The organism is Acinetobacter sp. YH16040_T, assembly GCF_024605785.1.
Lineage (GTDB): Bacteria > Pseudomonadota > Gammaproteobacteria > Pseudomonadales > Moraxellaceae > Acinetobacter > Acinetobacter amyesii.
The window spans coordinates 567,522-582,942 of sequence record NZ_CP094541.1 but is presented as its reverse complement, the minus strand read 5'-3'; the positions used below and the strand labels follow the sequence as shown (position 1 = coordinate 582,942).

12 protein-coding genes are annotated in these 15,421 nt (G+C 41.7%); 7 read left to right on the top strand and 5 right to left on the bottom strand.

Annotated elements, in window-relative coordinates; translation table 11 throughout:
* Window positions 1-214 precede the first annotated feature (214 nt).
* The 3 genes from ilvC to MST16_RS02750 form a co-directional block, all read right to left on the bottom strand.
* A complete protein-coding gene (gene ilvC, locus MST16_RS02760) occupies window positions 215-1,231 on the bottom strand; it encodes a ketol-acid reductoisomerase (RefSeq protein WP_078192867.1) in 1,017 nt (338 codons plus the stop codon).
* 109 nt (window positions 1,232-1,340) lie between these two features.
* Entirely contained in the window at window positions 1,341-1,832 is a 492-nt protein-coding gene (ilvN, locus tag MST16_RS02755) for an acetolactate synthase small subunit (RefSeq protein ID WP_078189625.1), read from the bottom strand.
* On the bottom strand, window positions 1,829-3,556 hold the full coding sequence (locus tag MST16_RS02750) for an acetolactate synthase 3 large subunit (RefSeq protein WP_168378448.1): 1,728 nt from the start codon (window positions 3,554-3,556) through the stop codon (window positions 1,829-1,831). Before MST16_RS02750 ends, ilvN begins: the two co-directional genes overlap by 4 nt.
* Window positions 3,557-4,255: 699 nt before the next feature.
* Between MST16_RS02750 and MST16_RS02745 the strand changes: the two genes are divergently transcribed.
* The 4 genes from MST16_RS02745 to holA all read left to right on the top strand — a co-directional run bounded on the left by MST16_RS02745 (window position 4,256) and on the right by holA (window position 9,094).
* On the top strand, window positions 4,256-4,597 hold the full coding sequence (locus MST16_RS02745) for a DUF4124 domain-containing protein (RefSeq protein ID WP_180012081.1): 342 nt from the start codon (window positions 4,256-4,258) through the stop codon (window positions 4,595-4,597).
* A 127-nt stretch (window positions 4,598-4,724) separates the two neighbouring features.
* The gene (gene leuS, locus MST16_RS02740; protein WP_180012079.1) at window positions 4,725-7,346 is read left to right on the top strand and encodes a leucine--tRNA ligase; all 2,622 of its coding nucleotides are present in this window, start codon (window positions 4,725-4,727) and stop codon (window positions 7,344-7,346) included.
* A 206-nt stretch (window positions 7,347-7,552) separates the two neighbouring features.
* Window positions 7,553-8,086, top strand: coding sequence for an LPS assembly lipoprotein LptE (gene lptE / locus MST16_RS02735; protein ID WP_078192675.1), 534 nt, complete (start codon window positions 7,553-7,555; stop codon window positions 8,084-8,086).
* A gap of 9 nt (window positions 8,087-8,095) precedes the next feature.
* On the top strand, window positions 8,096-9,094 hold the full coding sequence (holA, locus tag MST16_RS02730; RefSeq protein WP_180012078.1) for a DNA polymerase III subunit delta: 999 nt from the start codon (window positions 8,096-8,098) through the stop codon (window positions 9,092-9,094).
* On the opposite strand, the gene MST16_RS02725 is transcribed toward holA, so the two are convergent.
* Window positions 9,091-9,540: a bacteriohemerythrin gene (locus tag MST16_RS02725; RefSeq protein ID WP_180007206.1), complete on the bottom strand. Its 450-nt coding sequence runs from the start codon at window positions 9,538-9,540 to the stop codon at window positions 9,091-9,093. The genes holA and MST16_RS02725 overlap by 4 nt on opposite strands.
* A 514-nt stretch (window positions 9,541-10,054) precedes the next feature.
* Here MST16_RS02725 and MST16_RS02720 point away from each other — a divergent pair.
* From MST16_RS02720 to MST16_RS02710, 3 genes are read left to right on the top strand one after another with little or no spacing between them, the layout of a single operon-like run.
* Window positions 10,055-11,407 (top strand): MacA family efflux pump subunit, encoded by a 1,353-nt coding sequence (locus MST16_RS02720; RefSeq protein ID WP_180012076.1) that lies wholly within the window; start codon window positions 10,055-10,057, stop codon window positions 11,405-11,407.
* A gap of 2 nt (window positions 11,408-11,409) precedes the next feature.
* Window positions 11,410-13,389 (top strand): MacB family efflux pump subunit, encoded by a 1,980-nt coding sequence (locus MST16_RS02715; RefSeq protein ID WP_180012074.1) that lies wholly within the window; start codon window positions 11,410-11,412, stop codon window positions 13,387-13,389.
* 10 nt (window positions 13,390-13,399) lie between these two features.
* Window positions 13,400-14,803 (top strand): efflux transporter outer membrane subunit, encoded by a 1,404-nt coding sequence (locus MST16_RS02710; RefSeq protein WP_180012088.1) that lies wholly within the window; start codon window positions 13,400-13,402, stop codon window positions 14,801-14,803.
* Between the two features lie 34 nt (window positions 14,804-14,837).
* On the opposite strand, the gene MST16_RS02705 is transcribed toward MST16_RS02710, so the two are convergent.
* Entirely contained in the window at window positions 14,838-15,341 is a 504-nt protein-coding gene (locus tag MST16_RS02705; RefSeq protein WP_257224679.1) for a hypothetical protein, read from the bottom strand.
* Window positions 15,342-15,421: the final 80 nt, after the last annotated feature.

Sequence of the window (15,421 nt, the reverse complement as noted above, 5' to 3'; positions counted from 1 at the left end):
AAGGGATAAAAAAGCCCCTGTTAAAAACAAGGGCTTTTTGACTTAGATATCAGAACTTCGTTCTTTTCTTTGTCTACGATTTTGTTCGCTTGGATCCAAGGTACGTAAAAATAGAAAAGCATGCTTTTCTATTTTTAAGGCACGTAACTTTAGATATTAAAAAACCCACTCAAAATGAGTGGGTCTTCGTATTCAAATCAATTGATTCAAGAAATTAGTTTTTCTCTTTATCAACGATTTTGTTCGCTTGGATCCAAGGCATCATCGCACGTAACTTGTTACCAGTTACTTCGATACCATGCGCCGCGTTTTGACGACGACGAGCAGTCATAGAAGGATAGTTCAACGCACCTTCTTGGATGAACATCTTCGCGTATTCACCAGATTGAATACGTTTAAGCGCATTACGCATAGCTTCACGAGACTGTTCGTTGATTACTTCAACACCAGTTACGTATTCGCCATATTCAGCATTGTTTGATACTGAATAGTTCATGTCCGCGATACCGCCTTCGAACATTAAGTCAACGATCAATTTAAGTTCGTGTAGACATTCGAAGTAAGCCATTTCTGGTGCATAACCAGCTTCAACAAGAGTTTCGAAGCCCATTTTAACCAATTCAACAGCACCACCACAAAGAACTGCTTGCTCACCGAAAAGGTCAGTTTCAGTTTCTTCACGGAATGAAGTTTCGATAATACCAGTACGGCCACCACCAACACCTGAAGCGTAAGAAAGCGCAACGTTACGTGCATTACCAGAAGCATCTTGGTGAACAGCGATAAGATCAGGTACACCTGAACCACGTTGGAATTCTGAACGTACAGTATGACCTGGCGCTTTTGGAGCAACCATGATTACGTCAAGGTCAGCACGTGGAACAACTTGGTTATAAAGAACAGAGAAACCATGAGCAAATGCTAGCGTTGCACCTTGCTTGATGTTTGGCTCAATTACGTCACGGTAAAGTTGTGATTGGAACTCATCTGGAGTCAAAATCATAACTAAGTCAGCTTGAGCTACAGCAGCAGGAACTTCTGAAACTTTAAGACCAGCATTTTCAGCTTTTTTCCAAGAAGTAGAACCAGCACGTAGACCTACAGTTACGTCAACGCCTGAATCCTTAAGGTTAAGCGCATGAGCATGGCCTTGTGAACCATAACCAATGATTGCTACTTTTTTGCCTTGGATGATAGATAAATCTGTGTCTTTATCGTAAAAAATTTGCATTGCTGTCTCCGCTAAAATGCTTTTGTTTCCTTTAACTTGATACCGTGATTCTGTTTGATTATTCACGTTTCAAGTACCTCACCCATAGGAGTGAGGTGAATATATAAAATTAGATAGTTAAAACTTTTTCGCCACGTGCGATACCTGAAACACCTGAACGTACAACTTCTAGAATTGTATTTTCAGCTAAGGCATCAATAAAGCCATCTATCTTTTCAGTTGTACCTGCGATTTGAATGGTATATGTCGTTGGCGTTACGTCTACGATTTGTCCACGGAAAATATCCGCAGTACGTTTAATTTCGGCACGTGCTGAACCGAGTGCTTTGACTTTAATTAACATCAATTCACGTTCAATATGAGCACCTTCAGACAAATCAACAACTTTTACAACTTCTACAAGCTTGTTGAGCTGCTTAGTGATTTGTTCAATTTTGTGCTCATCACCATACGTGGTTAAAGTCAAACGCGAAAGTGTCGGATCTTCTGTTGGCGCTACGTTTAATGTCTCAATGTTATAACCACGCTGAGAGAATAAACCTACCAAACGTGAAAGCGCACCTGCTTCGTTTTCTACAAGTACAGAGATAATATGTCTCATTGTGTGCGCTCTCCTTTGCCTAACCACATATCTTTCATTGACTGGCCAGCAACCAACATTGGATATACATGCTCTGAACGATCAACCATCACGTTAATAAACACGCACTTGTCATTGATCGCCATTGCTTCAGCAAGCTTCGATTCGAGTTCATCTGCATGATCAATTTGAATACCCACATGCCCATACGCTTCCATTAATTTAGGGAAGTCAGGAAGTGACTCAACATAAGAACTTGAGTGACGACCTTCGTAGTTCATGTCTTGCCATTGCTTAACCATACCTAATGCACGGTTATTCAAGCATAGAATTTTTACATTCAAGCCATATTGCTTACATGTAGAAAGTTCTTGGATACACATCTGAATCGATGCTTCGCCAGTAATACACACTACTTGTTGATCTGGGAAGGCAAGTTTTGCTGCCATAGCATATGGCAAACCTACACCCATGGTTCCTAGACCACCTGAGTTGATCCATTGACGTGGACGTGTGTATTTGTAGTAAAGCGCACCAAACATTTGGTGTTGACCAACGTCTGAAGTAATGATGGCTTGGCTATTGGTAATTTTATCCAACGCTTCAACAACTTGCTGTGGCTTCATTGAACCATCAGTTGGTTTATCATAGTTCAAACCATGAACTTGACGCCATTCATTGATTTGTTTCCACCAAGCCGCGATATCTTCTGGATTTGGTTTAGACACATTCAATTGCTTTAATTGAGCCAACATTTCAGTCAATACAGGCTCTACTGCACCCACAATTGGGATGTGCGCCATAATTGTTTTTGAAATCGTTGCTGGGTCTATATCAATATGAATGACTTTGGCATTTGGACAGAATTTCGCTGGATTATTGGTTACACGGTCATCGAAGCGCGCGCCCACACACAGAATCACATCTGCATTGTGCATCGTCATATTGGCTTCGTAAGTACCATGCATACCCAACATGCCGATGAATTGTTCATCATTGCCCGGATACGCACCAAGACCCATTAAGGTACTGGTTACTGGATAACCCAGTAAATGTGCAAGTTCTGTCAACTGTGCAGAAGCATTGCCTTGAACCACACCGCCGCCTGAATAAATAATTGGGCGTTTAGCATGAATCAATTCATCAATTGCTTTACGAATTTGACCTGAGTGACCACGATGCGGCGGTTGATACGAACGCATTTTCACTTTTTCAGGATATTCGTAAGCAAATTTCTCTGCAGGATTCGTTGCATCTTTTGGAATATCAACGACAACAGGACCCGGACGACCACTTGAAGCGATATAAAATGCCTTCTTAATAATCGAAGGGATTTCGCTTGCATGACGTACTTGGAAGCTGTGTTTTACGATTGGGCGCGAAATACCAACCATATCCGTTTCTTGGAACGCATCCTCACCGATAAGATGGCTTGCAACCTGACCTGACAAAATCACCATTGGGATTGAGTCCATATAGGCAGTTGCAATTGGAGTTACGGTATTTGTTGCACCCGGACCAGATGTCACCAGTACGACACCTGTTTTACCTGTGACACGTGAGTAAGCATCAGCCATATGACCAGCAGCTTGCTCGTGGCGCACTAGGTAATGATTGATTTTTTCTTGTTGAAATAGCGCATCATAAATATGCAGTACTGCGCCGCCTGGGTATCCAAAAACATGTTCAACGCCTTCGTCCGCTAAAGCGCGTACGAGCATTTCACCACCAGATAAAAGTTCCAACGTGATTCACCCTAATCTTTTTTCACGCACAAATGGAGGGCATTTGTCGTGGTTAATTCATTAACTGTGTGCTCTGTTATAGCACACAAATTTCATAGTTTTCATAGCAATAAGAAAAAAATCTGACCTGCTTGCTGTTTGAGCAATATGGGGTCTAAAACATGTTGGGATAAACATATTTTGTTGGCTTTGTTCAACGTCTCGGCTAGAGAAGAAGTCCATTGCTAAAATGCACTCATTCGAAGGGTGATCGATCTAAGGCATATAAAACTAAAGACAGCATTTTTGTAGTTTCAACCATTAAAGTCAAGTTTAAAAATCGGCTTTTTTCTGATTACTTACAGACCGTTTGTTTTTTAAGCACACTCCCGTTCTTTGCATTCTTTGTAGTTTGTTTATTTATAACCAGTTAGCATGTATTTAATAAAATACTTTTATAAATCTAATAAATAAATTAAATGAATGGATGTATGTTTTTAATTCAATTGCCTTACATTGAAGTTGCTGCATAGGTTAAATGATAAGAATCCAATATTTTTATTGCTTATAAATCCCCCAATTCATCATTCACAAAGTTATTCATCCCACACGATGTCCCTTTTATCCTTTGTGCTAAAAAATGCATAGATTCTACTGTCAAAAAAGCGCAAAATTTTCAGCATAATTTTGCATGATCACTCTAACTATGGGACTGAATTTATGATGAAGACGACGATTGTACGAACTGCATGTATTTTATCTAGCATGGCATTTTGCCTGACCAGTTTGGACCTTTCAGCGAAAGAATATTACAAATGGGTGGACGCTAAAGGTTCAACGCATTACACCACCACGCCACCGCCAAAAAATGCGCAGCGCAAAGGTAAAGTAAATACCTATGGTGCAACAACGACTACGCAATCAACTCCAGCAAAAAACCAAGAAGAGGTTTCACGTGAAGCCGAACAGTCGAATGAACAAAATGAGCAACTAGCGGAACAACAACGCGAAGCCAATGCAGCGCTCCGCCAAGCTCAAGCGGTAGCTGCCGCACCACAATAATTTACGCCAAAGCCTTCAATTTTGACTTAAATTATTTACATCTACACAGCATCGCAAAATTCACTCTAGGCGTATTTTGCGCTATGCTGTAGCACAAACTTTTTAACCGTTATTTCTATTTACGTTTATGACTACTCACATTGACCCTGAATATCAAGCCAGTGCGATTGAACCTACAGTCCAACAAGACTGGGAAAATCGCAAAGCCTTTAAAGTTGCCGACCAAGTAGAAGGACCACGTCGTTATATCCTCTCTATGTTCCCTTATCCAAGTGGCAAACTGCATATGGGTCATGTGCGTAACTATACGATTGGTGACGTGATCAGCCGTTTCCACCGTTTACAAGGTGAAACTGTGCTACAACCCATGGGTTGGGATGCTTTCGGCCTACCTGCTGAAAATGCGGCGATTGCCCATCAAGTCGCTCCTGCAAAATGGACTTTTGAAAACATTGATTACATGCGTAATCAGCTTAAAAAGTTAGGTCTTTCTGTAGATTGGGATCGTGAATTTGCAACTTGCACACCTGAATATTACCGTTGGGAACAATGGTTATTCGTACAGCTTTATAAAAAAGGTTTAATTTACCGTAAGCTTTCAACAGTGAACTGGGACCCAGTAGACCAAACTGTTTTAGCAAACGAACAAGTTGAAAATGGTCGTGGCTGGCGTTCTGGTGCATTAGTCGAAAAACGTGATATTCCAATGTACTACTTCCGCATCACTGACTATGCGCAAGAATTACTTGACGATTTAGAAACATTAAAAGACGGCTGGCCACAGCAAGTTCTTACCATGCAACGTAACTGGATTGGTCGCTCTCAAGGGATGGAAATCACCTTCCCTTCAGCGAATCCAGACGTTTATGCAGATGGTTTAACTGTATTTACCACTCGTGCTGACACACTCATGGGTGTGACTTATGTTGCAGTTGCAGCAGAACACCCAATGGCGTTAAAAGCTGCTGAAACAAACCCTGAACTTGCTGCATTTATTGAAGAATGCCGTATGGGTTCTGTTGCAGAAGCCGATCTTGCGACGGCTGAAAAGAAAGGCATGGCAACTGGTCTTTCTGTGAAGCACCCAGTTACAGGTGAAGAAGTTCCTGTTTGGATCGCGAACTACGTCTTGATGTCTTACGGTTCAGGTGCGGTGATGGCAGTGCCTTCACACGATGAACGTGACTTCGAGTTTGCCAACAAATATGGCTTAACCATCAAGCAAGTGATTGATGCCAAAGGTGCAGACGATGCAGACTTTGACGCAACAACTTGGCAGGAATGGTACGGTTCTAAAGAAGGCAAACTGGTGAATTCAGGCGAATTTGATGGTTTAGATTTACAAGGTGCATATGATGCATTCCTTGCAAAATTAGAACCGACTGGACTTGCCAACTCGAAAGTTCAATTCCGTTTACGTGACTGGGGTGTTTCTCGTCAGCGTTATTGGGGTTGTCCAATTCCAATGATCAACTGCGAAAAATGTGGTCAGGTTCCTGTACCTGAAGAACAGCTTCCAGTTGTATTGCCAACGGACGTGGTGCCGGATGGTTCAGGCAATCCACTCAACAAAATGCCTGAGTTCTATGAAACCACCTGCCCATGCTGTGGTGGCGATGCTCGTCGTGAAACAGACACTTTAGATACTTTCGTAGAATCTTCTTGGTACTATGCACGCTATGCATCTCCAGATTTCACTGATGGTATGGTGAAACCTGAAGCGGGTCAAACTTGGTTACCTGTGAATCAATACATCGGTGGTGTTGAACACGCGATTCTACATTTACTTTATGCACGTTTCTTCCATAAATTGATGCGTGATGAAGGTGTGGTACAAGGTAACGAACCATTCACTAACCTTTTAACTCAAGGTATGGTGCTTGCGGATACTTACTACCGTGAATCTGAGTCAGGTAAGAAAACATGGTTTAACCCTGCCGACATCGACTTAGAACGTGATGAAAAAGGCCGTATCATTTCTGCGAAATATCAAGGTGATGGTCAAGACGTCGTGGTTGGCGGTCAAGAAAAAATGTCGAAATCGAAAAATAACGGTATCGACCCGCAAGCGATTATTGATCAATACGGCGCAGATACTGCACGTGTATTTATGATGTTCGCTGCACCACCAGATCAATCACTAGAATGGTCTGACGCTGGTGTTGAAGGTGCAAACCGTTTCTTAAAACGTGTATGGCGCCTAGCAACTGGTTTCCTTGAACAAGGCAACTCTGCTGCAAACATCGACAAAGCGACACTTTCTACCGCTGCACAAGACTTACGTCGTAAAACACACGAAACCATTCAAAAAGTGGGTGATGACATTGCTCGTCGTCATGCCTTCAACACCGCCATTGCTGCGATGATGGAACTTTTAAATGCAAACAATAAGTTTGAAGCGAAAGATGACAATGACGTTGCCGTTGCACGTGAATCAATCATTACCCTTCTAACTTTACTTGCTCCGTTTGCACCACATTTAAGCCAAACCTTATTGGCTGAGTTTGGTATTGAATTAACATCAGCACGCTTCCCTGTTGTAGATGAATCTGCGCTGACTCGCAATACACAAACGATTGTGGTGCAAGTAAACGGTAAACTTCGTGGCAAATTAGAAGTATCTGTCGATGCCTCTAAAGATGACATTCTTGCACAAGCAAAAGCATTACCTGAAGTTCAACAATTCTTGACTGGTCCAACCAAGAAAGAAATTGTGGTGCCGAATAAATTAGTGAATTTGGTGGTTTAATAACCTTACAGCTCCTTCTCCCTTTGGGAGAAGGTTGGGATGAGGGTAATTAATAAAACTCACCTCTCCCTAACCCTCTCCTAACAGGAGAGGGAATATAAGGATTTCACAATTCCCAAACAAAGCCCGTTGCGAGTCAACGGGCTTTGACTTTACAATCCACACAGGATTTCAACATTATCCCTTCGGGAAACAGAGGACACTTTATGCACTTGGTTCAACGTGTTGCTGCAATTGTATTAACTATGGGCCTGAGCGCAGGCATGGTCGGTTGTGGTTTTCATTTAAAAGGCACCAACCCTGCTGCTGTACCTGTAGCCTATTCCAATATGCGATTGGCACTTCCTGAAGATACGGATGACTTACATGAAAAGTTAGCGATTTATTTAGGTTCTGCAGGCGTGCAATTGAGCAATAATCAAAATGCCTATGTCTTACATGTGTTGGATTACACTCCACGACGTTTAGAACTCAATGGTAAATTGGTTGAAACTTTACTGCGCTTGAATGTGACGTTCCAAATTGAAGATGCTCAAGGTAACCCTGTGACAGAACCACGTACATTGATGGCAACACGTAGCTACCAATACGACGTAGCAACCGTGAACACTGATGACCAAGAAGAAAAATATTTAAAACAAGTGATTATTGATGACATTGCACAACAGATCGTGCGCCAAATTTCATCAAACCGCTTACCAAAAGCAAACCCACTAACTGCACCGACCAAAGCTGAGTAATTTTGATTTATGAAACTTGACTATCTTCAGGCATTAAAACGTGTAGATGAAGCGCAAGGTACCTGGGTGCTACATGGTCAAGAGCCATTACTCGAACAAAATCTCCTCGATGCATTTCGTAAGAGTTGGAACGCTCGAGAAATCGAGCGTCAACGTTATGACATTAGCTCTGCTGCGGACTGGAAACATGTCTTTAATGCGTTAAACAGCTTGTCATTATTTTCTAGTCAACTGGCAATTGAGGCACATGGCAGCATTAAACCCGATGCCAATGGGCTAAAACTGTTAAAAAGCTATTTGCAGCAAAATGAAAGCAACTTGCTGCTCGTGGTAATGCCGAAGCAAGACAGTGCGAGTTTAAAGACCAGTTTCTTCCAAACCATTGATGCCAATGGGGTCAATGTTGCACTGACTGCAAACTATCCTAAAGATCGTCAGCAAATCTTAGCCACCGAGGCGCAAAAGCTCGGCATTCAACTCGCCAATGATGCTTGGCAATGGCTAGAGCAGCATCATGAGCATAATTTACTGGCTGCAAAAAATAGTTTAATGCGTGTCGCAGATACTTTTCCTGAAGCTGAAATGATTCAGATTGATCATCTGTACTCTTGCTTACAAGATCAGTCACGCTACACCACCTATGATTTAAATGATGCAATGCTGCAAGGCAATTTGGCGCAATCAATTAAAATTTTTCAATATTTGATTGCCTCTGGTGAGCCGATGTCACTCATTTTATGGAGTATCAGCAAGGAAATGCGCTTGCTGATGCAACTGTTTGAGCAACCACAAAATGCCTTACAAATTGGCATTTGGAAGACCAAGGTCGGGCTGTATCAACAAGCTTTACGCCGTTTAAATGCCAATGAGTTTTTGACGTGGCCTGCCCTGTTGTTACGTTTAGATGCCTCGATTAAAGGTTTGGGACATGAAAATGCCGAACATCTGATTATGCAAGCCATTGCTCAGATGTGCGGTAAAAGGTTATTTCCGTCCCTGTTGACTTAACTAAAAAAGCGAGCAAACCAACTTTTGCCTTTTTTCTGTTCCTGCGAGCGCAGATAGTGCAGCATATTGTCTCGCACTGAATCTACATAATCTTGATCATCATGCTGAATGTGATTAATCAGCCATTTAGACAATAAACGATATAAATCTTGTTCAACCGAAACACCATTTTCAAATTTGGTTCGATACTCATTCAGTCGCCTCACAAAATGCTCATGAATCCCACGATGAGACGGCAAATACTGATAATGTACCTGTTCCAATAAATTTTCTTCAAAGCTGAAATGCGATTGTGTATAGTCAATCAAATCATCCAAAACCTCTTTGATTTTCTCTCGACTGCCATTCACGAGGATTGCTTCCAACGTATTGATATAATCTAAAATCTGGCGATGTTGATTATCAATAACATCAATGCCGATATTATATTTTTCATTCCATTCCATATCTAACCCCGACTTATATTCCTATTTTATTTTGTATATTTAATGAAAAAAAACCACTTATCATTAAACCCATAATTTTTTTATGGGTTTTGATCTTAGCTGCATTTTTAGAACAAGACTATTGCAAAAAATCACACACGCTCAACAAAAACTGTGCACACTAAAGCACAAACACAATGCATATTTTTATTTTAATATCATTAACATAGGCTACAAAAAAGCTTTATAGCACCACTTTTTTTAATTTTCATTCAACTTTTTTCTAATTTGAAATTAGATTCAAATAAATAGGCATGAAATATGCTTTTTGTACTTTAATTGGCATTTAGTTACAGTTAAAAAATTATTTTACGCAGTAGAATGAGTCTGTTTACAGATTCTGCTAAGTCCCTTCATATCAATCGGAAAGCCTAAAGGGAAATAATAATCATTACTTCTTTGCTAAAATATTCACAATTTATCCGTATTTAAATCTTATAATTCAATCATCTTTATAAACTTTTAACTGCCAATCATGCCAAAAATAAAACCAGCAAAATTGATCGTAGCCATCATCGTTGCTTTGGCAATCGCTGTCACTGCATGGCATTTCCTAAAACCTAAAGAAACTCAGCCGCAATATATTACTGCTGAAGTGAGTCGTGGTGACATTGAAAACTCTGTACTTGCAACAGGTGTACTTGAAGCAACCAAAATGGTGAGTGTTGGAGCACAGGTTTCTGGTCAGGTTAAAAAGATGTATGTGCAACTCGGTGATGAAGTGAAACAAGGTCAGCTGATTGCTCGTATTGACTCGGTACGTCAGGAAAATGACCTCAAAACAGCCGAAGCCAGTATTAAAAATCAACAAGCGCAATTGGCAGTTAAACAAGCAAATCTTGCAAAAGTCCAAACTGAATATAATCGTCAACAAGCAATGTACGCTCAAGACGCGACTAGTCGTGCAGAACTTGAATCTGCACTAGCAAGTTATAAAACTGCGCAAGCTGATATTGCAGCCATTAATGCACAAATCGAACAATCACGTTTAACTTTAGCGACTGCAAAAGAAGACTTAGGCTATACACAAATTGTTGCACCTATGGATGGAACCATCGTGGCGATTGTGACTGAAGAAGGCCAAACCGTAAATGCTAACCAAAGTGCGCCAACCATTGTGAAATTGGCAAAACTCAACACCATGACCATTAAAGCTGAAATTTCTGAAGCCGATGTGATGAAAGTCCAAGAAGGTCAAAACGTCTATTTTACAACCTTGGGCGACAGTGAAACAAAACACTATGCTACCCTGCGCCAAGTTGAACCTGCGCCAAACTCAATTAACACCGAAAGTAACAACAACACCTCTTCGTCTTCAAGTACTGCGGTTTACTACAATGCGTTATTTGATGTCCCAAATGAAGACGGTAAATTGCGTATTGATATGACTGCTCAGGTGTATATCATTTTAGATGAAGCCAAGAATGTCTTGACTGTACCTGCTGCAGCCGTTCAAACCTCGAACCGTCCACAACGTAGCCGTAATAATGCATCTGCAAATGGTGAATCTGCTGATAAAAAAGCCAGCGCAGAAGCTAGATCGAACAAAGACAATCCAAACCGTCCTAAACGTTTAGAACTGACTGAAGCTGAAAAAGCATTGGTCAAACAAGGTAAAGCCAGCGTTGCGATGGTTCGTGTACTACAAGCCGATGGTTCAGCTCAACCACAACCGGTATTACTCGGTTTAAATAACCGTGTGACCGCACAAGTGATCCGTGGCTTAAAACAGGGTGACAAAGTCGTGATTGCCGACGGTTCTGATACTTCAAATGATTCAGCGAAACGCAGCAACCGTGGTGGTGCTGGCGGCCCAATGAGAATCTAATCATGAGTCAACATCAAACACCTCTACTCGAGGTCAAGAATCTGACGCGTGAATTCCCTGCCGGAGAAAACACCGTCCAGATTCTAAAAGGGGTGAATCTTGAGATTTACCCTGGTGAATTAGTGGCTATTGTCGGTCAATCTGGTTCAGGTAAATCAACCCTAATGAACATTTTAGGTTGCCTAGATAAACCCACAAATGGCAGCTACAAAGTCAAAGGGCGCGAAACGCGTGAACTTGAACCAGATGAACTGGCACAGTTACGCCGTGAATATTTTGGCTTTATTTTCCAGCGTTATCACTTACTCGGTGATTTGAATGCTGCAGGTAACGTTGAAGTTCCCGCAATCTATGCCGGTGCAGATGCAACCGAACGCAATGCACGTGCCAAGCAACTGCTGACTGACTTAGGACTGGGTGAAAAAACTCAAAACCGCCCGAGTCAACTTTCGGGTGGTCAGCAACAACGTGTATCGATTGCGCGCGCCCTCATGAATGGTGGCGATGTTATTCTTGCCGATGAACCGACCGGTGCACTAGATAAGAATAGTGGTATTGAAGTAATGCGGATTTTGCGCGAACTCAATGCCAAAGGTCATACCATTATTTTGGTCACGCACGACCATAATGTTGCAAAAAATGCGACTCGAATTATTGAAATTTCTGACGGTAATATCATCTCAGATCAGCCCAATGTACCTGAAACAGATGATGAACCTTTAGAAAAACAACAACTCGTTCCAAACACACAGAAAAAAACCTCAAGCTGGCGCTCTGCCGTTGACCGCCTTGGTGAAGCCTTCCGTATGGCGATCCTTGCCATGAATGCACACCGGATGCGTACATTTTTAACCATGCTCGGGATCATTATTGGTATCGCTTCTGTGGTTTCTGTTGTGGCTCTTGGGAATGGTTCGCAAAAGCAGATTTTAGAAAATATCAGCAGCTTGGGGACCAATACCATCACGGTGTATCAAGGTCGAGGCTTTGGTGATAATTCCAGATCCTCCCAAGTAAAAACATTGGTTCCAGCCGATGCGACGGCCCTTGCGGAACAGCCTTATGTTGACGGTGTCAGTCCATCAGTCAACTCATCTGTCACAGCACGTTTTAAAGACACAGAGGCTTCAACCACAGTGAATGGCGTGAGTGAAGATTTCTTCTATGTCAAAGGAATGAACTTCGCTTCGGGTCAGCCTTTTGATAAAGAAAGCGTGACTGAGCAAGCGCAAGATGTGGTGATTGATAGTAATACTAAAAATACCTTCTTTGCCGATGGCACTAACCCAGTGGGTCAAGTGATTTTATTAGGCAGTGTACCGAGCCGTATCATTGGCGTGATCGAAGAACAAAAAAGCATGATGGGTAACTCAGATAGCCTGAATGTGTATTTGCCCTATTCAACGGTCATGAGTCGTATGTTAGGTCAGTCGAATGTACGCAGCATCATTGTCCGCGTAAAAGATGAATACCCAAGTGCTGCGGCTGAGAACGCCATATTAAACTTGTTGGTGCAACGTCATGGCGCGCAAGATGTCTTTACACAGAACTCCGATAGTATCCGTGAAACCATTCAACAAACCACTGCAACAATGACTTTATTGGTGTCTGCGATTGCGGTGATTTCATTGATCGTCGGTGGTATTGGGGTCATGAACATTATGTTGGTTTCTGTGACTGAGCGTACTCAAGAAATTGGTGTACGTATGGCCGTGGGTGCCCGTCAAAGTGATATTTTACAGCAGTTCCTGATTGAGGCGGTGTTGGTGTGTATCTTAGGCGGTGTGCTTGGGGTTTTATTATCTTTAGGTATTGGACAATTGATTAGTCATTTTGCCGGTGGAACATTCCAAATGGCCTATTCAACGACGTCTATCGTTGCTGCATTTGTCTGCTCAAGTATGATTGGTATTGTGTTTGGCTTTATTCCTGCACGTAATGCCGCACAGCTGAACCCTGTCGATGCGCTTTCTCGCGAATAAGGAAATAATGATGCAAATGACCTTAACTAAACTTGCAAGTGCCTTCATTCTTGGAAGTAGCTTAGTCGGCTGTGCCGCTGTGGTTAAGACGCCGTATGAAGCTCCTGCAACACAAATCCCGACGCAATTTCAAAATGCGAAAGCCATGAGTCAGCAAGTTCATGCAGATACGTATGCTGACCAATGGTGGACATTGTTTAATGATGCTCAATTAAACCAGTTAGTGAATCAAGTTTTATCTGCCAATACAGACCTTGCGGTTGCAGGTATTAATTTACAGCAAGCTCGACTACAAGCAGGTTTAGCTGTAAATAAACAAGGGCCACGCGTGAGTTCAAGTGTTTCAACTGGACATAACTTTGACCTTAACTCAGGTGATGACTCATCAAAAGGTGTATCACTCAGCGGTGGCGTTAGTTATGAAGTAGATTTATTTGGTCGTTTGGCTAGCCAGACTGAGGCCGCAAAATGGGAAGCTTTAGCGACTGAACAGGACCTACAAGCCACGGCCCAAAGCTTGATTGCAACAACAGCAAACCTATATTGGCAACTTGGCTATTTAAATGAGCGCTACAGTATTGCGCAGCAAAACTTAGCCAGTACGCAAAAAACCTATGACTTGGTCAAGGTGCAATATAAAGCTGGCGCTGTGTCAGGTTTAGATCTAACCCAAGCGGAACAGTCGGTCCAAAGTCAAAAATCGACCTTAAGCCAAATTGCCCAACAAAAAGTGGAAACACGCACTGCATTGGCTGTGTTGTTACATCAACCTGTGCAACAACTGAATATTTCAGAGCCGCAGCGCCTACCTCGAATTGCATTACCGACGATTGCAGCAGGTTTACCAGCCGAGTTGTTGTCTCGCCGTCCAGATTTACAAGCGAGCGAATTAAGATTACGTAAAGCTTTGGCAAATAAAGATGCAACGAAAGCGAGTTACTACCCTTCGATCAGTTTAACTGGCAGTTTAGGTTCGAGTAGTACGTCTTTGAGTAATTTATTACAAAACCCTGCTTTGGCTTTGGGTGCAAGTTTGAGTTTACCGTTCTTGCAATATAACGATATGAAAAAGGATTTGGCGATTAGTGACTTAGACTATGAAAAATCTATTATTCAATATCGTCAGACCTTGTATCAGGCTTTTGCCGATGTGGAAAATGCGCTATCCAATCGTACTGAGTTAAGTCAACAAGTTGCATTGCAAGAGCGTAATGTACAGCTTGCAGAAAAGACTGAGCGTTTGACTGAAGTTCGTTATCGTAATGGTGCAATTGCGTTGAAAAACTTGTTAGATGCACAGGAAACCACACGTAATGCTCGATTGTCTTTGGTTCAGACCAAGCAGAGTCAATACAATGCTTATGTGACGTTAATGCAAGCTTTGGGTGGAAGTCCGATTAAGCAATTGCCTTAAACCCTTTACATATAAAAAAGCCCGAAAGGGCTTTTTATTTATCCATCATTTTAAACACCGTAAATTCAAAATTATCTTTTGCGCTGACTTCCTCTGGGCGCTCCTGATCCATCTTGTTTTTCTTAATTACATCTTCATGCCAAACGGGCAATGGTTTGATATGCAATAAAATTCTTCGTGCAACAAAGTTACACACATCAAATGGATAAGCAAATAAAGCTGGAACCCAATTATAATGATAAATGATTCGAAAAGATTGCCATGTTTCTTTCCAGCTTTCTTTTGCACCTTGAACATTTTGACAATAGGTTAGTTGGGTAAACGGATCGATGGTACCGTACATAGGATGCGGTTTGGGGTAAAGCTCCTCTGGTCCTTTCATCATAAAATGACAAATAAAAGTCCATAAACCTTGAGTACGAAATATTCCAATCATTGGAAAGCCAATCACAAAGGTATGTTTTAGGATGCCGTCTTCGATGATATGTGCCCGAAGCTCTCGTAATGGAATGCCAGACAACCCAAAACTACTGCCCATAATATAAACTACATCTGTCCATTTCTTTTCTATATATTAGATCTCTTTCATAAATCAAAAAACGATCTTATTTTTGGTTA

Excerpts from the sequence above, each read along its gene's own strand:
- lptE (WP_078192675.1), top strand. The coding sequence starts at position 7,553 with ATGCACTTGGTTCAACGTGTTGCTGCAATTGTATTAACTATGGGCCTG.
- MST16_RS02705 (WP_257224679.1), bottom strand. The coding sequence starts at position 15,341 with ATGGGCAGTAGTTTTGGGTTGTCTGGCATTCCATTACGAGAGCTTCGG.
- holA (WP_180012078.1), top strand. The coding sequence starts at position 8,096 with ATGAAACTTGACTATCTTCAGGCATTAAAACGTGTAGATGAAGCGCAA.
- MST16_RS02720 (WP_180012076.1), top strand. The coding sequence starts at position 10,055 with ATGCCAAAAATAAAACCAGCAAAATTGATCGTAGCCATCATCGTTGCT.
- MST16_RS02745 (WP_180012081.1), top strand. The coding sequence starts at position 4,256 with ATGATGAAGACGACGATTGTACGAACTGCATGTATTTTATCTAGCATG.
- ilvN (WP_078189625.1), bottom strand. The coding sequence starts at position 1,832 with ATGAGACATATTATCTCTGTACTTGTAGAAAACGAAGCAGGTGCGCTT.
- MST16_RS02710 (WP_180012088.1), top strand. The coding sequence starts at position 13,400 with ATGCAAATGACCTTAACTAAACTTGCAAGTGCCTTCATTCTTGGAAGT.
- leuS (WP_180012079.1), top strand. The coding sequence starts at position 4,725 with ATGACTACTCACATTGACCCTGAATATCAAGCCAGTGCGATTGAACCT.
- MST16_RS02725 (WP_180007206.1), bottom strand. The coding sequence starts at position 9,540 with ATGGAATGGAATGAAAAATATAATATCGGCATTGATGTTATTGATAAT.
- MST16_RS02715 (WP_180012074.1), top strand. The coding sequence starts at position 11,410 with ATGAGTCAACATCAAACACCTCTACTCGAGGTCAAGAATCTGACGCGT.
- ilvC (WP_078192867.1), bottom strand. The coding sequence starts at position 1,231 with ATGCAAATTTTTTACGATAAAGACACAGATTTATCTATCATCCAAGGC.